Below are 20,071 nucleotides of genomic sequence, written 5' to 3'. Positions count from 1 at the left end.
GATCACAGGCCACTCGCCCGGATTGGCCTGCGGCCCCCGGGCCGGTCCTGACGCACGATCGTCGTCGTGCGCCAGTTCCCCGGACCCCGCCGCCTCGCTCAGCTCTACGCCGGGCTGGTGCTCTACGGCCTGTCGATGGCCCTGCTGGTGCGCTCGGGCCTGGGGGTCATGCCGTGGGACGTGCTGCACCAGGGACTGGCCCGCCAGCTCGGCTGGTCCCTCGGCGTGGTCACCATCGTCGTCGGCGCGCTGGTGCTGCTGGCCTGGGTGCCGCTGCGCGAGCGGCCGGGGCTGGGCACGGTCAGCAACGTCGTCGTCATCGGCCTGGCCCTGGACGCCGCGCTCGCCGTCCTCCCGGAGCCGGGGTCCCCGCTCGTGCGGGTCGCGCTCGTGCCGGCCGGGATCCTGCTCAACGCGGTCGCGACCGCCGCCTACATCGGGGTGCACCTCGGCCCGGGGCCGCGGGACGGGCTGATGACCGGCCTGGTCCGCCGCACCGGGCGCTCGGTGCGGCTGGTGCGCACGTCGATCGAGGTCGCGGTCGTGGCCGCGGGCTGGCTGCTCGGCGGCACCCTGGGCGTCGCCACCGTGCTGTACGCGCTGGCCATCGGCCCGCTGGTGCACGCCCTGCTGCCCCGGCTGTCGGTGCGGCCGCCCGCCCCGGCGGTGCCATCGTCGCGCTGATGGCTCCTCACCACCGGAGGTGCCTGTATCGCGCTAATGGCTGCTCACCGCCCGGGGGACGAGGCCGCGGGCGGTGACCGGGACGACGGCGAGGAACAGCACCGCCACCGCTGCCGCCCCGCCCAGCGCCCACGCGGCGAAGACCAGCAGGGCGGCCGCCTCGATGCCCAGGCCCGCGACGGAGGTGACGGTCGCGCGCACCGCGGCGGGCACCTGCTCCTGCAGCCGCGTCTCCCCCACCACGAGCACCGCCAGGTACAGCCCGTAGGACACCGCGACGGCGGCGACGGCGGCCGGGTGGTCCACCGCCGCGCCGGCCGCGAGGAGCACCGCCGACAGCAGCAGCAGGAGCGGCAGCGCGCGGGAGGGCAGCCGCGCCGCCCGGCCGGCCAGCGCCGCCCCTGCCGCCCCGGCCAGCGCGACGACGAGGACGGCGGCCGGGACGAGCTCGGTGGGCACGCCCTGCTCGCGCGCCATGACCGGGAAGTACTCCTCGATGGCGTCCAGGCCGCCGAGCAGGGCGACGGCGACGACGACCAGCAGCACGCCCGGCCGGCGCAGCGCGGTCCCGACCGCCCTGCGCAGCGGGACCTCCGGCTCGTCGTCGCCCGCGGTGTGCGGCGGCTCGGGGAACCGGGTGGCCAGGGCCGCGGCGACCAGGCAGACCGCCACGCTGACCCAGCCGACCAGGGCGTAGCCGCCGACCTCCACGAGCACCCCGGCCAGCAGCGCGGTCGGCACCTGCACCAGCAGCTCGGCCGCCGTCGTCGCGCCGTGCACGCGGACGTAGGCGTCCTCCGCGCCGACGGCGGCCAGGCCGTCGTAGACCAGCGCCTCGGCCGCGCCGGAGGCCAGCGCACCGCCGACGCCCCAGACGACGAAGCCGGCGGCGAACCCGGGCAGGCCGGGCGCGACGGTCCACAGCACGAAGCCCGCCGCCTCCAGCACGCCGGCGAGGACGAGCGCGCCGCGGCGGGACCAGCGGTCGGCGAGCACGCCGGTGGGGACCTCGGCCAGCAGGGCGGTCACCGACCACAGCGCGAACAGCGCCGACACCTGCGCCTGCGACAGCCCCGTGTCGAGGAACAGCAGCGCGTACAGCGGGTAGACCGGGGCGAGCCCGGACAGCGCGGTCCAGGCCACGGCCAGGCGGGCCAGTGGCCGGGCGGCGGCGGGCAGCGGGGAGCGGGACGGGCGTCAACGGAAGGGCACGGGCGGACGGTAACCGGAGCCACACCCGCGCGCACCGGGTTTCCCGCGGGCCGTCGGCTAGGGTGGGCGGCCGAGAAGGGGAGTAGCCCCCCGTCCGCTGGTCGACACGCTGGCGCGCTCCCGCGGGAGCCGCCCGGTCAGCGGGCCCGCGCCCCGCGCGGGTGGGCGAGACCTTCGACCGAGCAGTCGTCGCACTGCCGGTCGGAGGCGTGCGCCCCCGCCCGGCCGTGCCGAGCGGAAGAGAGACCCACCCGTGATCGTGCTGTCCGTCGTCGCGACGGCGTTCGTCCTCGTCCTGCCGGTCGAACTGCCGGACAAGACGCTGTTCGCCAGCCTCGTCCTGGCCACCCGGTTCCCGCCGCTGCCGGTGTTCGTCGGCGTGGGCACCGCCTTCGGCCTGCAGGTGGCCATCGCCGTCACCGCCGGCAGCCTGCTCTCGCTGCTGCCCGAGGCGCTGGTGGCCGGCGTGGTGGCCGTGCTGTTCCTCGTGGGCGCGGTGCTGCTGTGGCGCAGCGCCGGGGAGGGCCCCGAGGACGGCGGGGAGGCCGCGGAGGCGCGGGAGCGGACGTCGTTCCTGCGGGCGGCCGCCATCTCCTTCGGCGTGCTGTTCGCCGCGGAGTGGGGCGACCTGTCGCAGCTGGCCACCGCGGGCCTCGCCGCCCGCTACGACGCCCCGGTGTCGGTCTTCATCGGCTCGTGGGCGGCGCTGCTCGTGGTGAGCGGCCTGGCGGTGTTCCTGGGCAAGAAGCTCGCCGACCGGCTGCCGGTGGCCCTCATCCGCCGGGCGGCGGCGGCGCTGTTCGTCGTCTTCGCCGTGCTCGCCGCCGTGGAGGTCGTGCGCGCGCTCACCTGATCGGGGGACGCCTCCCCCGGGCCGCTGCAGGCCGCCGGGAGGAGGGCCGATCCCGGTGGCATGCGCGTCTGCACCCCACCCGAGGAGCTCGCCGAGCTGCGTGCCCGGCAGGCCCGGCTCCTGGCCGACCTCGGCGTCCTGGACGCCGGCGAGGACGCCGAGCTGGCCGCCGTCGTGCGGGTGGCGGCGGCCGTCACCGGTGTCCCCTGCGCCACGGTCAACCTGCTCGACGCCCGCTGGCAGCACCAGCTGGCACCCCACGGGTTCGCGGGCGCGAGCACCCCGCGCGACGAGTCGCTGTGCTCGGCCACGACCACCGGCGCCCCGGCCCCGCAGGTGTACGACGACCTGGCGAGCCACCCCGAGCACGCGTCCAACCCGTGGGTCGACGGCCGGCGCGCGAGGGTGCGCGCCTACGCCACGGCGCCCCTCGTGGTCGACGGGACGACGGTGGGCACGCTGTGCGTCTTCGACGAGGCCCCGCACGCCTTCGCCCCCGACGCCGGTGAGCGGCTGGCCGACCTCGCCTCGGTCGTGGTGGCGCTGTTCCAGCGCCGCCGCCAGGCCCGCGAGCTGGCCGACCTCGCCGTCGCCAACGCCGCCGCCCGCGACCAGGCCGAGGCCGCCGCGGCGCACGTCGGCCGCTCGGAGGCCTTCACCCGCGCCCTGCTCGAGGCGCTGCCCGTGGGCGTGGTCGCCGCGGACGCCGACGGCGGGCTCACCCTGTTCAACCGCGTCGCCCGGCAGTGGCACGGCCTGGGCGACGCGCACACCGTCGAGCAGCTGCGGCTCACCCCGGAGGTCGTCGAGGCGTTCGGGCTGGCCACCGTGGACGGCCGGCCGATGGCGGTGTCGGAGCTGCCGCTGCAGCGGGTCCTCGCCGAGGGGCGGGTCCGCGACGTCGAGCTGGCGATCCCCTCGCCGGACGGGTCGCCGCGGCTGCTGCGCGCCTCCGGCGACCGGGTGGTCGACGCCGCCGGCCGGGTCACCGGCGCCGTCGTCGCCCTGATGGACGTCACCGCGCAGCGCCGGCTGGAGGCCCGGCTGCGCGAGGCGGCCCTGCACGACGCGCTGACCGGCCTGCCCAACCGCGCCCTGCTGGTCGACCGCATCGAGCAGGCGCTCCGGGTGCAGGAGCGCGAGGGGCTGCCGGCGGCACTGCTCTACTGCGACCTCGACGGGTTCAAGGCCGTCAACGACACCCTCGGGCACGCCGCGGGCGACGCCGCGCTGCTGCGGATGGCCGCCACCCTCTCCGCCGCCGTGCGCCCCGGGGACACCGTGGCCCGCATCGGCGGCGACGAGTTCGTCGTCCTGTGCCCCGGCACGGGCAGCGAGTCCGCCGCACACGCCCTCGCCGCCCGCGTCGGGCGGGTGCTGGGCGCGCCCACCGACGGCGGCCCGCCGCTGCGCTCGAGCACCGGCGTCACGCTGTCGCGGCGCGGGGACACCCCCGACACGCTGCTGCGCCGGGCCGACGCGGCGATGTACGCCGTCAAGCGCTCCCGCCGCTGACCGGCGGGGACAGCAGCGCCAGCCGCGTCACCAGAGCGCCCGCCTGCTCCTCGAGGTCGGGCCACGGCCGGTCCCGCCCCGCCCAGAGGGTGACCAGGCCGTGCAGCGCGGTCCACACCAGGCCGGCGTCGGCGCGCGCGTCGGTGCTGGCCGACCGGCCGGCCCGCACGCACGCGCCCACGGCCCGGACCAGGACGGCGAAGGCCCGGTCCCCCGCCGGCACCTGCCGGGTGCCGAACATCGCCCGGTAGCGGCCGGGTGCCGCCAGACCGCACCGCACGTAGGCCCGGCAGCCGGCGAGCAGCCGCTCGACCGGGTCGGGGACGCCGTCGGTGGCCGCCGCGATCGCCGCCACCAGGTCGGTGAAGCCGCGCTCCACCACCGCGTCGAGCAGGGCGTCGAGGTCGGCGAAGTGCCCGTAGACGGCGGGCGCGCTGACCCCGGCCTCGCGGGCCACCCCGCGCAGCGTGACCGTGTCCGCCGAGCCGGTCCGCTCCACCAGCGCCGCGGCGGCGGTCAGCAGGTCGTTGCGGAGGTCCCGGGCCACGGAAGGCACTTTACACGCGTTAAGCGGGAGGTCTACGGTGGCTTTACACCTGTTAAGCCGTTCCGAGGAGGACCCGGTGCCCGTCATCCCCGACCTGCCCTGGACCACCGACCGCACCGTCGAGGGGCCCGGCGTCGTGCTGCTCACCGAGCTGCGGCTGCGCCGGCTCACCGACGTCCCGGCCTTCTTCGCCGCCTCGCTCGCGATCCGCCGCCAGGTGGCCGGCTCCCCCGGCGCCCGCTCGCTGCTGCTGCGGGCCCAGCCGCTGGCCCGGGCCTTCACCACCGTGTCGTGGTGGGACGACGAGGCCGCCGTCCGGGCGTTCGCCCGCACCGATCCGCACCGGTCGGCAATGCGCCGCTGGGCGCCGCGGCTGCGCTCGTTCGGCAACCGCACGCTGCCCGGGGACGGCGCCGCGCCGAGCGTCGACGGCGCCCGCGCCGCGGCCGCTGCGCCGACGGTGTGACGGGCGCGGCGGTGTCGGCCGGAGGTGGCACCATCGCCGTCGATGGACGCCGCGGTCGAGGTCAGGGAACTGGTCAAGCGCTACCCGGGCCGCCCGACCAACGCCGTCGACGGGGTGTCGTTCACCGTCGACCGCGGGGAGGTGTTCGGGCTGCTGGGCCCCAACGGCGCGGGCAAGACCACGACGATCGGCGTCCTCACCACGCGGGTGCTGCCCACCGGCGGCACCGCGCGGGTGGCGGGGGTCGACGTCGCCGCCGACCCGGTCACCGCCCGCAGCCGGCTGTCGGTGGTGCCGCAGCGCTCCAACCTCGACCGGTCGCTGACCGCCCGGCAGAACCTGGTCTTCCACGCCGCCTACCACGGGGTGGGCCGGGCCGAGCGCAACCGCCGGGCCGACGAGCTGCTCGAGCGGCTCGGACTCGGCGACCGGGGCGGTGACCGGGTCGACGACTACTCCGGGGGCATGGCGCAGCGGCTGCTCATCGCCCGCGCGCTCATGCACGCCCCGCAGGTGGTCTTCCTCGACGAGCCGAGCACCGGCTTGGACCCGCAGGCCCGGCTGTTCGTCTGGGAGCGGGTGCGCGAGCTGCGCGACACCGGTGTCACCGTCGTCATCACCACCCACGACATGGAGGAGGCCGCGGCGCTGGCCGACCGGGTCGGGATCATGGACCACGGCCGGCTGCTGGCGCTGGACACCCCGGCCGCGCTCACCCGGTCGCTGCCGGGCAGCGCCACCGTCGACGTCGACGTCGAGCGGGCACCCGGGGACAGCGACGACGCGCTGCTGGCCGCCCTCGGCGCGCTGCCGCAGGCCGAGCGGGTCGAGCCGGTCGCCGACTCCGGTGGGCTGCGGGCCCGGCTCTACCTCTCCGCCGACGCCGCGACGACGGTCGGCCCGGTCTCGGAGGTGCTGGCCGCCCGCGGTGCCCGGCTGACCGGCGTGCGCATCGGCGAGCCCAGCCTGGAGGACGTCTTCCTCAGCCTGACCGGACGGGAGCTGCGATGACCGCCGTCGACACCCCACGGAGCGCCACCCCGGTCGCCGGGCCCGCCCGGCCGGACGTGTGGCGGGCCTTCACCGCGCTGCTGTGGCGCGACGTGTTCGTCACCGGCCGGGAGTTCGTGCCGTTCCTGCTGCAGGTGGTGCTGCAGCCGGTGTTCCTGCTGTTCGTCTTCGGCAAGGTGCTCGTCGAGCTCGGCTTCGCGTCCTCGGCCTACTCCGGCGTGCTGCTGCCCGGCGTCATCGCGCTCGCCGCCTTCCTCACCGCGCTGCAGAACACCGCCTTCCCGCTGGTCATCGACTTCTCGTTCACCAAGGAGATCGAGGACCGGCTGCTCGCGCCGCTGCCGACGGCGCTGGTCGCCGTGGAGAAGATCGTCTTCGCCACGGCGCGGGCGCTGGTGGCCGCCGCGGTCATGTTCCCCATCGGCTGGTGGGTGCTCGGCACGCTGCCGGTGACCTGGTCCGACGTGCCGCTGCTGGCGGTGTTCCTCGTGCTCGGCTCCCTGGTCGGGGCGGCGATGGGCATGGTCCTGGGCACCTTCGTCAAGCCCAACCGGATCAACGTCGTCTTCGCCGTCGTGCTCACCCCGCTGCTGTTCACCGGCTCCACCCAGTTCCCGTGGCCGGCGCTGGACCAGCTGCGCTGGTTCCAGGTGGTGTGCGCGGTGAACCCGCTGACCTACCTCAGCGAGGCGCTGCGCGCGGAGATGACGCCGGACGTGCCGCACCTGCCGCTGCCGGTGTGCGCGCTGGCGCTGGCCGGCTTCCTGGCGGTGTTCGGCGTGCTGAGCCTCGTCGGCTTCCGCCGCCGCGCCCTCGACTAGGGAAGGTCCCCGTCCCTCCTCGTCCCTCGCAGGCTCGGGACGAGCCTCCGGACGGGGCCGTGGAACGGACGTCTGCGACGCAGCTCACAGCGCACCCGACGCGGCCCACTCGGACAGCCGGCGCTCGGCCTCCTCGGGGCTGACGTCCTCGACCCGGGTCATGACCGCCCAGCGGTGACCGAAGGGGTCGTAGAGCGAGGCGAACCGGTCGCCGGTGACGAAGGTGGCCGGCTGCTCGCGCACGGTCGAGCCCCGCTCCACGGCGGCGGCGAAGACCGCGTCGACGTCGGGGACGTAGATGCAGGTGGAGCCGCTGACCCGGTCCTCGGCCTGCCCGGTGGGGGCGGCCAGGCCGAACTGCGGGTTGGGGTCGGACAGCTGCAGCCGGCCGGCGGGGAACTGCAGCTCGGCGTGCGCGACCGTGCCGTCGGGGCCGTCCATGCGGCTGACCGTGGTGGCGCCGAAGACGTCCTCGTAGAAGCGGATCGCCTCGGCCGCCGGCGAGCAGACGAGGAAGGGGGTCAGGGTCGTGCAGCCGTCGGGCCGGCCGTCGGTGATCGCCATGTCGGCCACCCTGCCTACGCTGCGCCCGTGGCGTCTTGGACGAACGCGACAGCCCCGCCGTCGGCGCGGGGCCTGCTCCGTCCGGCCGAGACCGCGCGGGTGGCCGGGCTGCGGCGCGACGCCCCGGTCAGCCCGGCCCTGGAGCCGTTCGTCGAGCGCTACTGGTCGGTGCGCTGGGACCGCACCGGCCGGCCGCCGTTCCGGTCGGAGGTCCTCAGCGACCCCGGCGTCAACCTCTCGGTCGAGACCGGCAGCGAGCCGCGGTTCGGGACCGCGCTGCCCGCGGTGCTCGTGCACGGCGTCGTCCCCCGGCGGTTCGTCGTCGACCTCACCGGCACCGGCCGGGTGACGGCGGCGAAGTTCCGGCCCGGCGGCTGGGTCGCGATGGGCGGGCGGCCACCGGGCCGGGGGGCGGTCGTCCCGGCGGCCGGGGTGCTCGCCGGGCTCGACGCGGCCGCCCTGCTGTCCGCGGTGCTCGCCGAGGAGGACGACGACGCGCGCGCCGCCGTCCTCGACGCCGCGCTCGCGCCGCTGGCACCCGGGGTGCCGCCGGCCTACCGCGACCTGCAGGCGCTGCTCGAGCGCATGGCCGAGGACCGGTCCCTGGTGCGGGTCGACCAGGTGGCCGCGCTCGCCGGGGTCGGCGTGCGCTCCCTGCAGCGGCTTTTCGCGGCCTTCGTCGGCGTCTCCCCGAAGGCCGTGCTCGCGCGTCACCGGCTGCAGGACGCCGCGGCCGCCATCGACGCCGGGGAGGTCGACGACCTGGCCGGGCTCGCCGCCGCGCTGGGCTGGTTCGACCAGGCGCACTTCAGCCGCGACTTCCGGGCCGTCGTCGGCGTGACGCCGTCGGCCTACCTCGCCCGCGCCCGGGCGGACACGGTCTAGGGCAGCGTCGGGATCCAGTCGGCCAGCGCCCGGCCGATGGCGTGCGGGGAGTCCTCGGGGACGAAGTGCGCGCCGGGCACGGTCACCTCGGTGAGCGACGGCCACCTGCGGACCAGCGACCGCGGCCTGCCGACCAGCAGCCAGCCGGGCTCGGCGTTCAGGAAGAGCTTGGGGACGGCGCTGCCGCGCAGCCAGACCCCGTACTGCGCGACGACGTCGCGGACCCGCGGCGGCACGTTGTCCAGCGGGATCTGCCGCGGCCACTCCAGCGTGGGCCAGCGGTCCTCGGGGGTGCCGAAGGGCTGCCGGTAGCGCTCGTGCGCCTCCGGCGACAGCCCGCGCAGGGTCGACGCCGGGAGGATGCGCTCGACGAAGACGTTCTTCTCCAGCACGACGGTCTCGCCGTCGTCGCCGCGCATGGTGCGGAAGATCTTCCGGCCGGAGGCCGGCCAGTCGGCCCAGGTCATCGGCGTGACGATGGCCTCGGTGAAGGCCAGGCCGCGGACGGCCTCGGGGTGGCGGCGGGCCCAGTCGAAGCCCAGCGCCGAGCCCCAGTCGTGCAGCACGAGGGTGACCCGCCGCTCGACGCCGACCGCCTCGAGGAACGCGGCCAGGTGCTCGGCGTGGGCGGCGAAGGAGTACGTGCCCCGCTCCGGGTGCGGCAGCTTCCCCGACTCGCCCATGCCGACCAGGTCCGGCGCGATGCAGCGGCCGAGGTGCTGCACGTGCGGGATGACGTTGCGCCACAGGTAGGACGACGTCGGGTTGCCGTGCAGGAACACGATGGTGTCCCCACCCGCCCCACCGTCGCCGACGTCGACGTAGGACATCTCGGTGCCCAGCACCGGCACGCGCCGCCGCGGGAAGGGGTCCTCGGGCGAGACCGTCTCGTCCTGGTCGGGCAGCTGGGCGGTCATGCGGGGATCCTCACACCGCCGTCGGCACCGCGCCCCCGGAGATCGCGCTTGACCCTGACGCAGCGTCAGGCTGTGCACTCGTCGCCGTCAGGGAGGAGGGACCCGCGTGAACGTCGGGGAGGTGGCCGCGCTGGCCGGGGTCACGGTGCGCACGCTGCACCACTACGACCGCATCGGCCTGCTGTCGCCGTCGGGGCGCACCGCGGCCGGCTACCGCCGCTACTCGGCGGCGGACCTGGACCGGCTGCACCAGGTGCTGCTCTACCGCGAGCTCGGGTTCCCCCTCGAGGAGGTCGCGACCCTGCTCGACGACCCGTCCGCCGACCCCGCCGAGCACCTGCGCCGCCAGCACCGGCTGCTGCGGGACCGGCTGGAGCGGACACGGGCGATGGTCGCGGCCGTCGAGAAGGAGATGGAGGCGAGACAGATGGGGATCTCACTGACCCCGCAGGAGCGGTTCGAGGTGTTCGGCGAGCACGACCCGGAGCGGTACGAGGCCGAGGTCCAGGAGCGCTGGGGCGACACCGACGCCTACCGCGAGTCCTCGCGGCGCGCCGCGGCCTACTCCAAGGAGGACTGGGTCCGGATCAAGGGCGAGGGCGAGGACCTCACCCGCCGGATGGCGGAGGCGCTGCGGGCCGGCGTCGCGCCCGACTCGGCGCAGGGGATGGACCTGGCCGAGGAGGCGCGGCAGCAGATCTGCCGGTGGTTCTACGACTGCCCGCCGCAGGTGCACGCCGCGCTCGGGCGGATGTACGTCGAGGACGAGCGGTTCACGGCGACCTACGAGAAGGCGGCGCCGGGCCTGGCGCAGTGGGTGAGCACCGCCGTCCAGGCCAACGCCGCCCGCCAGGGCTGACCGCCCCTTACCGTCGAGATCACGTGATCTCGCACCGTTCCGGGGTCCCGGACGGTCGAGATCACGTGATCTCGGCGGGTGTCAGACGCGGATGAGCAGCTCGCCGTGCAGCATCGCCAGCCAGCCGTCGTCCGCGGCGGCCCAGCGCAGCCACGCGGCGGCGAGCTCCCCGAGCTCGTCCCGCGGGGCCAGCCCGTACGCCAGGGCCTGCTCGGCGAAGGCCGACGCCGTGGCCCGGCCGGCCCAGGAGCGGCCCCACCACTCCCGCTCGGCCGGGGACGCGTAGCACCACGCCGACGCCGTGGCGGTGAGGTCGCGCAGCCCGGCGGCGTGCGCCCAGGCCACCAGGCGCCGGCCGGCGTCGGGCTCGGCCCCGTTGGCCCGCGCGACGGCGGAGTAGAGCTCCAGCCACCGGTCGAGCCCGGGGTCGGCGGGGTGCCAGACGACGGTCGCGTAGTCGACGTCGCGGACGGCGAGCAGCCCGCCCGGCCGGCAGACGCGGGCCATCTCGCGCAGCGCCGCCACCGGGTCGGTGAGGTGCTGCAGCACCTGGTGGGCGTGGACGACGTCGACCGCGTCGTCGGGCAGGTCGAGGGCGTAGACGTCGCCGACGGCGAAGGTCACCGCGACGCCCTCGCGGGCCGCGAGGTCCTGCGCCTCGCCGAGCGGGTCGGCCGAGACGTCGACCCCGAGCACCCGTCCCGGGGCCACCCGGCGGGCCAGGTCGAGGGTGATCGTCCCGGGACCGCAGCCGACGTCGAGCAGGTCCAGGCCCGGTCGCAGGTGCGGCAGCAGGTACCCGGCGGAGTTCTCCGCGGTGCGCCACCGGTGGGACTGCAGGACCGGCTCGGCGTGCCCGTGCGTGTAGGTGTCCACGACGGCATCCTGGCGCGTCGTCCCGCTCTACGGAACGCGCGTCTCGCTCAGTGGGACGTCAGGCGCAGGGTTCCCGGCCGGCCGGCTGCCGCGGTTCGCCGAGCAGCGGGGTCGGCGCGCGCAGTGGGGCGCAGCCGGGGGCGCCGGGCGCGACGGACAGCCGGGCTCCGTCGACGACCACGGTCACCGGCCCCTCGCCGCGCAACACCGTGACCGTGGTGCCCTCCCGCGTCGTCTCGACGCGCAGCAGCCGCCCGCGCCAGGTCACGGAGAAGGCGGTCCGCGAGAGCCGGGACGGCAGCAGGGGCGCGAGCTCCAGCTCGTCGGCGTCCTCGCGCATCCCGCCGAGGCCGGCGACCAGGGCCAGCCAGGCACCGGCCACCGAGGCCATGTGCAGCCCCTTCGCGGTGCCCTGCTGCAGGTCGCGCAGGTCCACGAGCGCGGCCTCGCGCAGGTAGCGCAGCGCCAGGTCGGGGTGCTGGGCCTGGGCGCACACCACCGCCTGGACCGCCGCCGACAGCGAGGAGTCCCGCACCGTGCGCGCCTCGTAGTACTCGACGTCGCGGGCCACCTGCTCGGGCGTGAACTCCTCCCGGCACCACCACAGCGCCTGCACCAGGTCGGCCTGCTTGAGCACCTGGCGGCGGTAGAACTCGTCGTAGTGGTGGTGCTCCTGCACCGGATAGCGGTCCCGCTCCTCCTCGAAGGGCCACTCCGCGAAGGCGGTGAAGTCGTCGTTCATCGGGTGCACGCCCAGGCTCTCGTCCCACGGGACGCACACGGCGTCGGCCGCCGCGCGCCAGGCGGCGGTCTCGGTGTGGTCGACACCGAGCTCCGCGGCGCGCGCCTCGTGCCGCCGGCAGGCCTCGGCGGCGCGCCGGAGGTTGGCCCGCGCCATCAGGTTGGTGAACACGTTGTCGTTGACGACGCCGGTGTACTCGTCCGGCCCGGTCACGCCGAACAGGTGCCAGGCGCCGGCGACGTCCTCGTGGCCCAGCGACGCCCACATCCGCGCCGTCTGGACCAGCACCTCCAGGCCCCTGACGGAGTCGAGGTCGGCACCGGTGACGTTCTCGTACAGCCAGAACGCCCGGGCGACGTCGGCGCTGACGTGCACCGCCGCGCTGCTGGCCGGCCAGTAGGCCGACGTCTCCCGCCCGTCGATCGTCCGCCAGGCGAAGGCCGCCCCCGACCGCCCCAGGGTCCGGGCGCGGTCCCGCGCGGCGTCGAGCGTCGAGGCGCGCCAGCGCAGCAGCCGGGCCGCCGCGTCCGGACGCAGGAGGGTGAGGGCGGGCAGCACGAACCCCTCGACGTCCCAGAAGGTGTGGCCGCTGTAGCCGACCCCCGTCAGCCCCTTGGCGCCCACGGCGGCCCCCGAGATGCAGGCGGCCGAGCAGACGAGCTGGAAGACGCTGTAGCGCAGCGCCTGCTGCAGCTCCGGGTCGCCGTCGACCTCGACGTCGCCGGTGGCCCACACCTCGTCGAGCGCGGCGCGCTGCCGGTCGAGCAGGCCCTCCCAGCCGAGGTCGAGCGCGGAGTCCACGGCCGCCGCGGCCTGCCCCAGGACCGAGTCCGACCCGGCGTCGCGCGACCAGCCGTACCCGACGACCTTGACGATCGTCAGGGTCTCGCCGGGCTGCAGGTCGGCGGCGACGGTGGTGACGACGTGCTGCTCGTCGACGTCGGTGCGCGTCCGCCCGCCCTCGACCCGGTGGGCGACCGCGGCCGCGACCGTGATGCCCGAGCGGCGCGTCCGCTCGACCAGGGCGCCGCCGGTCTCCGAGCCGATCTGCGCGTGCGGCTCGAAGGCGCCGTCGAGGGCGTCGGCGACCCGCGGGTCGTCGTTGTCCACGCCCGTCGGCACCACCGCCCCCGCGGCGAGCTCGGACCGCACCACCACGTGCGCCGGACCGTCCAGGACCCGGACCTCGTACCGCACCGCGAGGACCGACCGCTCGGCCAGGGACACCAGCCGCCGCGAGGTCAGCTCCACCGACCTCCCGGACGGCGCCCTCCAGCGCACCCGGCGGTCGAGCGTGCCGGCGCGCAGGTCCAGCGTGCGCTCGTGCTCCTGGGGCGGGGCCTCGCGCACGTCGAGCGGGACCCCGTCGACCAGCAGCCGCAGCGGGGTGCCGTCGGCGACGGTGAGCAGCGCCTGCCCCTCCTCGGGGTGCCCGAAGCCGCCCTCGGGATAGGACAGCGGGTGGGTCTCGAAGACGCCGGAGAGGAAGGTGCCGCGCATGCCGCAGGGCTCGACCTCGTCGAGGGTGCCCCGGACGCCGAGGAAGCCGTTGGACAGGGCGAACAGCGACTCCGCGACGGGCAGGGTCGCCGGGTCCACGCGCGGCTCGCGGACCGTCCAGGGGTCGACGTCGAGGGTCGGGGCGGTCACGGGCCCTGTCCTACCGGTCGCCACCCCCAGCCGCGACCGCGGCCTGCGCGGCGGCCACGGCACGCTCGCGGTGGGCGGGGACCAGCCCCAGCCGCACCCGCCGGTCGAGCAGGTCGGCCACCGTGCGGGCACCCTCGGCGAGCACTCCGAACCGCAGCTCCCCCACCGTCTCCGGCCGGCCTCCGACCACCGGCTCGGTGCCCAGCGCGGCGACCCGCGGCGCCTCGGTGCCGTAGCGGGCGACCAGCCGGGCCGGGGCGCGCACCCGGGCCAGCTCGGCCGGCGGCGCGGCGCCCACCAGCGGCAGGGAGGCGGTGGGCGAGCGGGGGGCGCCCCGGCCCAGGCGCGCCACGACGGCGTCGACGGCGTCGGCGGCCATGGCGCGGTAGGTGGTGAGCTTGCCGCCGACCACGGACAGGACCGGTCCGTCCCAGCGCAGCAGGTACCGGCGGGAGAGGTCGGCGGTCGCGTCGCCGGGTCCCCTCCCCGCCGACTCCGGCAGCACCAGCGGCCGCAGCCCGGCGTAGGCGCCGACGACGTCGTCGCGGGTGAGCGGCACCGCCAGCACCCGGCCCACCGTGCCGAGCAGCTGGTCGACCTCGGCCGGGCCCGGCCGCGGGTCCTCGTCGGGGACCGGCCCCGGCACCGGCTCGTCGGTGAGGCCCAGGTACACCAGCCCGCCGGGCTGCGGCAGCGCGAACACGTACCGCGACCGCGAGCCGGGCAGCGGCACGGTCAGCGCGGCGAGCGGGTCGCCGAGCCGGCCGGCCCGCACGACCAGGTGCGAGCCGCGGGAGGGCGCCAGCCGGATCCCGGGCGCGAGCGCCTGCGCCCACACGCCGGTGGCGTTGACGACCGCGCCGGCCCGGACCGTCACCGGCTCCCCGTCGACGACGGCGGCCACCTCCCGCCCGTCGACGGCGACCACCCGCGCGCCGGTCAGCACCCGCGCGCCCAGCGCGGCGGCGGTGCGGGCCAGGGCGACGACGAGCCGGGCGTCGTCGGTGAGCTGGCCGTCCCAGAACAGCGCGCCGCCCCCGCCGGGCCGCAGCGCCGGCACCAGCCGGGCGGCCTCGGCGGCGCCCACCCGCCGGGTTCCCGGCAGTGAGCCGGGCCCGCCGCGCACCGACAGCCGCACCGCGTCGCCGAGCCGCCCGCCCAGCGCGCCGACCGCGCTGACGTCCCGGCCGGCGGCGTCGGGCACCAGGAAGGGCAGCGGCCGCACCAGGTGCGGCGCGGTGGTCCCCATGAGGACGGCCCGCTCGCGGGCGCACTCCCGCGCCAGCCCGAGCTCGCCGTGGGCGAGGTAGCGCAGCCCGCCGTGCACGAGCTTGCTCGACCAGCGGCTGGTGCCGGCGGCGAGGTCGGCGCGCTCGAGCAGCACCACCGACAGGCCGCGCGCGGCGGCGTCGAGCGCCACCCCGGCGCCGGTCACTCCCCCGCCCACCACGACGACGTCGGCGCCGCGGGCCAGGGCCTCGAGGTCGGCCGCGCGGCGGGCCGGGGTGAGGTCGGGGTCGCCGCTCACCTGCGGGGTCGCCCTCGGCGCACCGGCAGACTGTAGCCGTGTCCGAGCAGCCGGAACTGACCGTGCAGGGGTGGGGACCCGGCGGCGCCTCCGAGGCGCCCGACCTCGCCGCGGTGCTGCCGAAGGCCGCCCGCCGGCACCTGGCCCGCGAGCTGGGCTGGACCCCGCGACCCACGCCCCCGGTCGCCGTCGACGAGATCCGGCTGCCGCCCTCCCGGCTGCCCGCCGACGTGCACGCGGAGCTGGTCGCGCTGCTGGGCGAGGACCACGTGCGCACCGACCGCGACGCGCGGCTGCGCCGGGCCGGCGGCCGGAGTTACACCGACCTGCTGCGCCGGCGCGCGGGCGACGCCTCCGGCGCCCCGGACGCCGTCGTCCTGCCCGGCGGCACCGCGCAGACGGCGGCGCTGCTGGCGCTGTGCAGCGAGCGCGGCGTCCTGGTGGTGCCGTTCGGTGGCGGGACGAGCGTCGTCGGCGGGCTGGCCGGCGCCGACCCCGACGACCGGCCGTCGCTGGCGGTGGACCTGGCGCGGATGGCCTCGCTGGCCGACGTCGACGTCGCATCGTCGCTGGTCACCGTGGGCCCGGGAATGCGCGGCCCGGCGCTGGAGGCGGCGCTGGCCCCGCACGCCCTGGCCCTCGGCCACCTGCCGCAGAGCTGGGAGTTCGCCACCGTCGGCGGCTACGCGGCCACCCGCTCGGCCGGTCAGGCCTCCACCGGCGTCGGCCGCTTCGACGACCTGGTGGCCGGGCTGACGCTGGCCACGCCGTCGGGCGTGCTGGAGCTGGGCCACCCGCCGGCGTCGGCCGCCGGGCCGGACCTCCTGGGGCTGGCGCTGGGCTCGGAGGGCGCGTTCGGCGTGGTCACGGAGCTGCGGCTGCGGGTGCGGCCGGCACCGCGGGCCGCCCGCTACGAGGGCTGGTCGTTCCGCAGCTGGGCCGACGGGCTGGCCGGTCTGCAGCGGCTGGCGCGGCACGACCTGCTGCCCGACGTCGTCCGGCTGTCCGACCCCGACGAGACCCGCGCCACCCTGCTCAACGCCGGCGGCACCGGTGCGCGGCTGCTGCGCGGGGCGCTGCGGGCGCGCGGCCGCGGCGGGGGCTGCCTGCTCGTCGTCGGGTGGGAGGGCCTGGCGCCGCTGGTGCGCGCCCGCCGCGGCGCGGCGCGGCCGGTGCTGCGCGAGCACGGGGCGGTGCCGATCGGCCGGCGGGTCGGCGAGTCGTGGCGCCGGCACCGCTACGCCGCCCCGTACCTGCGCGACCGGCTGATGGACGCCGGGCTGCTGGTGGAGACGCTGGAGACGGCGGCCACCTGGACCGACCTGCCCGCGGTGTACGACGCCGTCCGCGCGGCGTTGCGCGCGTCGCTGGGCCGCGAGGGGAGGCAGCCGCTGGTGATGAGCCACGTCTCGCACGGCTACCCCACCGGCGCCTCGCTCTACGTCACGGTGCTCGCCGACCGTGACGACGCCCTGCCGCTGCAGCAGTGGCTCACGGCCAAGCGGGCGGCCACCGACGCGCTGCTGGCCGCCGGCGGCACGCTGACCCACCACCACGCCGTCGGGGCCGACCACCGCCCCTGGTTGGAGCGCGAGGTCGGCCCGCTCGGCGTCGAGGTGCTGCGGGCGGTCAAGCAGCGGCTCGACCCTCGGGGCGTCTGCAACCCCGGTGTCCTGCTGCCCGACCGGGAGGGATTCTCGTGAGGTGACCCCGCACGTTCCCCTGAAGGGCTCGACCAGCGGGATGCAGTAGGCGGGGTGGCAGCCGCGTGCGGTCGCGATGGAGGGGCTGGGCAACCGGGTGCTGGCCGGTCAGCGCGTCCCGGTGGCCGGCGGTGCCGAGCTGAACGCCGACGTCTACACCCCGGCGGCACCCGGCCGGTACCCGGCGGTGGTGTCCTTCGGGCCGTACAGCACCGAGCTGCACACCGCCGGCGTGCCGACCGGGTCCAACGAGATCGGCTCCCCGCCGGTGTTCACCGACCGCGGCTACTGCCCGGTCGTCGCCGAGCGCCGCGGCACGGGCCGGTCGAGCGGGCAGCCACTGCCGTTCCTCGACCCGCGGGACGTCGACGACCACGAGGCCGTCATCGCCTGGGCCGCGGAGCAGCCGTGGTGCACCGGCGAGGTGGTGCTGTTCGGCACCTCCTGCTACGCGCTGACCCAGCCGGCCGTCGCCGCCCGCCGGCCTCCGGCGCTGAGGGCGTTCCTCGCCACCGAGCTGTCCACCGACCTGTTCCGCCACGTGGTGCAGTTCGGCGGCGTCCCCGCCAGCTTCTTCCTCGGACTGTGGATGGGCGCGGACTTCACGGAGGGGCAGGAGGAGCTGCGCGTGTCGCCGGAGCGGCGGGCGCTGCTGAGCCGGCTGACCAACGGGGCGGCGCACCCGCTGCTGGAGGAGGCGGTGCACGCCCACGTGGAGCGCCTGTTCGCCACCTTCCTCACCCACACCCCCGCCCGCGACTACGCGGAGGTCTACGCGCGGTGGCTGTTCGACGAGAAGACCCGCACGGGGAGCACCGCCCGCGAGGTCGCCCGCGCCGAGCTCGCCGCCATCGACGTGCCCTTCGTCGCGGTGCAGAACACCGGCTACTTCAACCTGCACCAGTTCGGCGCCTACGACCTCGTGGAGCACGCCGGCACGCCCGCGGGGACACGTGGCTCGTCATCGGGCCGCCGGTGTACGACCTGCCGGTCTACGGCTGGCAGGGCGAGGCGCTCGCCTTCTTCGACCACGTGCTCCGGGGCACCGACAACGGCTACGCCGAGCAGCTCCGTCGACGAGGACCTCCGGCTGGCCGGCGCGGTGACCGTGCACCTGTCCTTCAGCTGCTCCGAGATCGACTCCCACGTGCTGGCGCGGCTCAGCCGCGTCGACGTGGCGGGCCGCCCGCACCTGCTGTCCCCGGGCGGTGTGCGGCCGGTGACCCGCACCGCCGACCCCACCCGCGGCTCGGCCGTCGAGATCGCCGTCGACGCCGACCGCCGCGAACCGCTGACCCCTGGCGCGCCGGTCGTGCTGCGCTTCAGCCTCACGCCCGCTCCGGTGCTGCTGCGGGCCGGGGAGAGGCTCCGGCTGGAACTGGGCAGCCGCACGGACCTGCTGCGGGAGAGCGTCGGCCACGGCTACGCGCAGTTCGACCTGCCGGTGCCGCCGTACCTGTCGCGCAACACCGTGCACTTCAGGAGCGAGAGCTGGCTGGAGGTCACCGTGGTACCCGCTCCCCAGGAGTCCTGAGCACGTCCGCGTCGAGGTGCTGCGGGTGGTCAGGTCAGGCGGCGACCCGATCCTGGGGGTACCTGCGATCCGGGGGCTCCCCTCCCCGGCCCGGGGTCTCCTCGGCGGAGTCCTCGGCCGGGTCCGGGCACGCGTGCAGCGCCCGGTCGGCGGGAGGCGCCCAGCCCGGCGGGGGCAGGGCCGGGGGCGTCCCCGCGCGCCGCCGCAGCGAGCGGGGCAGCCGCGGGGCGTCAGGCACCGGAGGCCCGCACGGCGTGACCGCCGGAGAAGACGTCGCCGGGGTCGACCGCGCGCTTGACGGCCAGCAGCCGCTCGCGCGACTCCTCGTCCCACGCGGCCAGCACCTCCGCGGGCCCGTCGACGTCGCCGAGGAAGTTGACCAGCCCGCCGGGCGCGGTCCACGGCGCCAGCGCGGCCAGCACGCCCCGCCCGACGTGCGGCACGACCTCGGCCAGCTCGGGCACCATCGGCGCGACCACGAACACCGACCAGGGGGCGTGCCGTCCGGTGACCGCGTCCGGCACCGGCGCGGGCCGGCCCAGCGCCCCGCCGAGCTGGCGGACCTCCACCATCACCAGCGGCACCTGCACCTCCGGGCCGGCGACGGCGAGCAGCGCGTCGACGGTCTCCTCGGTCAGCTCGGCGAGCAGCGCCCCCTTCTCCCAGGCGGGCATCGGCTCGGTCGGGTCCATGTGGACGGCGTCGAGCGCGGTGGGCGGCATCGGCCCGACCCCGCCGAGCAGCACCTCACCGGCGCCCGTCATCGGCGCCAGCAGCGCGGCGGCGGCCTCGGGGTCGTCCCCCGCGTAGAGGAAGCGCAGGTGCACCACGGTCTGCCCGCGCAGCGGCGGGGGCAGCTCCTCCAGCGGCGGCATCCGCAGGACGGCGACCGACGAGCTGGCCTCCTCCGGCAGCGTCGGCGCCCACGCGCGGTAGGCGTGCAGCACCGCGGCCGCGTCGCGCCCGGCGAAGAAGTAGCCGCCGCCGACGAGCGCGGGCACGGAGAAGAGGCGGAACTCCAGGGCGGTGACCACGCCGAAGCTGCCCTTGCCGCCGCGGACGGCCCAGAACAGCTCGGGGTCGGACCCGGCGGTGACGGTGCGCAGCTCGCCGTCGGCGGTGACGATCTCGACGGCGAGCACGGAGTCGGCGGCGAAGCCGAACCGGCGGCCGAGCGGGCCGACGCCTCCGCCGAGGGTGTAGCCGACCACTCCGACGTCGGACGACGAGCCGCACAGCCCGACCAGCCCGTGCTCGGCGGCGGCCGCGAGCACCGTCGCCCACTTGACGCCGGCCTCGACGCGGGCGGTGCGGGCTCCCGGGTCGATCCGCACGCCCTGCATCCGGGACGTGGTCACCAGCACCGCGCCGTCGGCGTTGCGCACCGGGCCGTGGCCGGTGGCCTGCACGGCGACCGGCAGGCCGTGGGCGGTGGCGAAGCGGACGGCGGCGACGACGTCGGCGGCGCAGACCGCGCCGACCGCGACGGCGGGCGTGTGCGTGACCGCGGTGTTCCAGGTGGCGACCTCGGCGGCCAGGCCGGCGTCGCCCGCGGCGAGGACGGGGCCGCGGACCTCCAGGCGCAGGTCGTCGACGTCGAGGTCGGAGGGGACGGGGAGGGCGGGGGCGGCCTCGGTCAGGGTCATGGCGGGCTTCCTCGGGCTTCCTCGGGCGGTGGGGTGGACGGCGGTGGTCCGGATCGGC

The 20,071-nt window shown here is 76.9% G+C and carries 18 protein-coding genes; 10 read left to right on the top strand and 8 right to left on the bottom strand.

Translation table 11 applies throughout. The annotated features are described in order from the left end of the window. Positions 1–66: 66 nt before the first annotated feature. A complete protein-coding gene (yczE, locus tag CHC04_RS20510; RefSeq protein ID WP_245817554.1) occupies positions 67–684 on the top strand; it encodes a membrane protein YczE in 618 nt (205 codons plus the stop codon). 33 nt (positions 685–717) lie between these two features. On the opposite strand, the gene CHC04_RS20505 is transcribed toward yczE, so the two are convergent. Further along, positions 718–1,827, bottom strand: coding sequence for an MFS transporter (locus CHC04_RS20505; protein WP_089405811.1), 1,110 nt, complete (start codon positions 1,825–1,827; stop codon positions 718–720). 322 nt (positions 1,828–2,149) lie between these two features. On the opposite strand from CHC04_RS20505, the gene CHC04_RS20500 reads away from it, so the two are divergent. Then, a complete protein-coding gene (locus CHC04_RS20500; RefSeq protein ID WP_245817552.1) occupies positions 2,150–2,749 on the top strand; it encodes a TMEM165/GDT1 family protein in 600 nt (199 codons plus the stop codon). A 60-nt stretch (positions 2,750–2,809) separates the two neighbouring features. Then, a complete protein-coding gene (locus CHC04_RS20495) occupies positions 2,810–4,264 on the top strand; it encodes a sensor domain-containing diguanylate cyclase (protein ID WP_089405810.1) in 1,455 nt (484 codons plus the stop codon). Here the strand turns inward: CHC04_RS20495 and CHC04_RS20490 are convergent. Beyond that, the gene (locus CHC04_RS20490) at positions 4,245–4,811 is read right to left on the bottom strand and encodes a TetR/AcrR family transcriptional regulator (protein ID WP_176450116.1); all 567 of its coding nucleotides are present in this window, start codon (positions 4,809–4,811) and stop codon (positions 4,245–4,247) included. The genes CHC04_RS20495 and CHC04_RS20490 overlap by 20 nt on opposite strands. Before the next feature lie 76 nt (positions 4,812–4,887). Here CHC04_RS20490 and CHC04_RS20485 point away from each other — a divergent pair, with 76 nt between their 5' ends. The 3 genes from CHC04_RS20485 to CHC04_RS20475 are packed head-to-tail and all read left to right on the top strand — an operon-like array spanning position 4,888 to position 7,109. Next, positions 4,888–5,277, top strand: a complete 390-nt coding sequence (locus tag CHC04_RS20485) for an antibiotic biosynthesis monooxygenase family protein (protein WP_089405931.1) — start codon at positions 4,888–4,890, stop codon at positions 5,275–5,277. 42 nt (positions 5,278–5,319) lie between these two features. After that, positions 5,320–6,288 carry an ABC transporter ATP-binding protein gene (locus CHC04_RS20480; protein WP_089405808.1) on the top strand — a complete coding sequence of 323 codons (969 nt, stop codon included), beginning with the start codon at positions 5,320–5,322 and terminating at the stop codon, positions 6,286–6,288. After that, entirely contained in the window at positions 6,285–7,109 is an 825-nt protein-coding gene (locus tag CHC04_RS20475) for an ABC transporter permease (RefSeq protein ID WP_089405807.1), read from the top strand. Before CHC04_RS20480 ends, CHC04_RS20475 begins: the two co-directional genes overlap by 4 nt. Positions 7,110–7,193: 84 nt before the next feature. Here the strand turns inward: CHC04_RS20475 and CHC04_RS20470 are convergent, their stop codons facing one another. Then, entirely contained in the window at positions 7,194–7,673 is a 480-nt protein-coding gene (locus CHC04_RS20470; protein ID WP_089405806.1) for a VOC family protein, read from the bottom strand. A 27-nt stretch (positions 7,674–7,700) separates the two neighbouring features. Between CHC04_RS20470 and CHC04_RS20465 the strand changes: the two genes are divergently transcribed. Next, complete coding sequence (locus CHC04_RS20465; protein WP_141233866.1) at positions 7,701–8,558, top strand: helix-turn-helix domain-containing protein; 858 nt, start codon at positions 7,701–7,703, stop codon at positions 8,556–8,558. Here CHC04_RS20465 and CHC04_RS20460 read toward each other — a convergent pair. Then, complete coding sequence (locus CHC04_RS20460) at positions 8,555–9,475, bottom strand: haloalkane dehalogenase (RefSeq protein ID WP_089405804.1); 921 nt, start codon at positions 9,473–9,475, stop codon at positions 8,555–8,557. The two genes, CHC04_RS20465 and CHC04_RS20460, sit on opposite strands and share 4 nt — an antisense overlap. A gap of 106 nt (positions 9,476–9,581) precedes the next feature. Here CHC04_RS20460 and CHC04_RS20455 point away from each other — a divergent pair, with 106 nt between their 5' ends. Next, positions 9,582–10,334 carry a MerR family transcriptional regulator gene (locus CHC04_RS20455; protein WP_089405803.1) on the top strand — a complete coding sequence of 251 codons (753 nt, stop codon included), beginning with the start codon at positions 9,582–9,584 and terminating at the stop codon, positions 10,332–10,334. Between the two features lie 81 nt (positions 10,335–10,415). Here CHC04_RS20455 and CHC04_RS20450 read toward each other — a convergent pair whose 3' ends face one another. The 3 genes from CHC04_RS20450 to CHC04_RS20440 are packed head-to-tail and all read right to left on the bottom strand — an operon-like array spanning position 10,416 to position 15,130. After that, the gene (locus CHC04_RS20450) at positions 10,416–11,210 is read right to left on the bottom strand and encodes a methyltransferase domain-containing protein (protein WP_089405802.1); all 795 of its coding nucleotides are present in this window, start codon (positions 11,208–11,210) and stop codon (positions 10,416–10,418) included. 58 nt (positions 11,211–11,268) lie between these two features. After that, the gene (locus tag CHC04_RS20445) at positions 11,269–13,602 is read right to left on the bottom strand and encodes a glycoside hydrolase family 65 protein (RefSeq protein ID WP_089405801.1); all 2,334 of its coding nucleotides are present in this window, start codon (positions 13,600–13,602) and stop codon (positions 11,269–11,271) included. 10 nt (positions 13,603–13,612) lie between these two features. After that, positions 13,613–15,130, bottom strand: a complete 1,518-nt coding sequence (locus tag CHC04_RS20440; protein WP_217897480.1) for a glycerol-3-phosphate dehydrogenase/oxidase — start codon at positions 15,128–15,130, stop codon at positions 13,613–13,615. A 38-nt stretch (positions 15,131–15,168) separates the two neighbouring features. Between CHC04_RS20440 and CHC04_RS20435 the strand changes: the two genes are divergently transcribed. Both CHC04_RS20435 and CHC04_RS20430 read left to right on the top strand, forming a co-directional pair. Next, positions 15,169–16,833 (top strand): FAD-binding oxidoreductase, encoded by a 1,665-nt coding sequence (locus tag CHC04_RS20435; RefSeq protein ID WP_089405800.1) that lies wholly within the window; start codon positions 15,169–15,171, stop codon positions 16,831–16,833. Between the two features lie 76 nt (positions 16,834–16,909). Next, positions 16,910–18,367: a CocE/NonD family hydrolase gene (locus CHC04_RS20430; RefSeq protein ID WP_217897479.1), complete on the top strand. Its 1,458-nt coding sequence runs from the start codon at positions 16,910–16,912 to the stop codon at positions 18,365–18,367. A 230-nt stretch (positions 18,368–18,597) separates the two neighbouring features. Here CHC04_RS20430 and CHC04_RS20425 read toward each other — a convergent pair whose 3' ends face one another. Further along, positions 18,598–20,013, bottom strand: coding sequence for an FAD-binding oxidoreductase (locus CHC04_RS20425; RefSeq protein ID WP_089405799.1), 1,416 nt, complete (start codon positions 20,011–20,013; stop codon positions 18,598–18,600). Between the last annotated feature and the right edge of the window lie 58 nt (positions 20,014–20,071).

The organism is Geodermatophilus saharensis, assembly GCF_900188205.1.
Classification (GTDB): domain Bacteria; phylum Actinomycetota; class Actinomycetes; order Mycobacteriales; family Geodermatophilaceae; genus Geodermatophilus; species Geodermatophilus saharensis.
The sequence above is the reverse complement of the archived record's forward strand: the minus strand, read 5'-3'. Positions and strand labels throughout refer to the sequence as shown.

Excerpts from the sequence above, each read along its gene's own strand:
- CHC04_RS20495 (WP_089405810.1), top strand. The coding sequence starts at position 2,810 with ATGCGCGTCTGCACCCCACCCGAGGAGCTCGCCGAGCTGCGTGCCCGG.
- CHC04_RS20480 (WP_089405808.1), top strand. The coding sequence starts at position 5,320 with ATGGACGCCGCGGTCGAGGTCAGGGAACTGGTCAAGCGCTACCCGGGC.
- CHC04_RS20475 (WP_089405807.1), top strand. The coding sequence starts at position 6,285 with ATGACCGCCGTCGACACCCCACGGAGCGCCACCCCGGTCGCCGGGCCC.
- CHC04_RS20470 (WP_089405806.1), bottom strand. The coding sequence starts at position 7,673 with ATGGCGATCACCGACGGCCGGCCCGACGGCTGCACGACCCTGACCCCC.
- CHC04_RS20460 (WP_089405804.1), bottom strand. The coding sequence starts at position 9,475 with ATGACCGCCCAGCTGCCCGACCAGGACGAGACGGTCTCGCCCGAGGAC.
- CHC04_RS20430 (WP_217897479.1), top strand. The coding sequence starts at position 16,910 with ATGGAGGGGCTGGGCAACCGGGTGCTGGCCGGTCAGCGCGTCCCGGTG.
- CHC04_RS20425 (WP_089405799.1), bottom strand. The coding sequence starts at position 20,013 with ATGACCCTGACCGAGGCCGCCCCCGCCCTCCCCGTCCCCTCCGACCTC.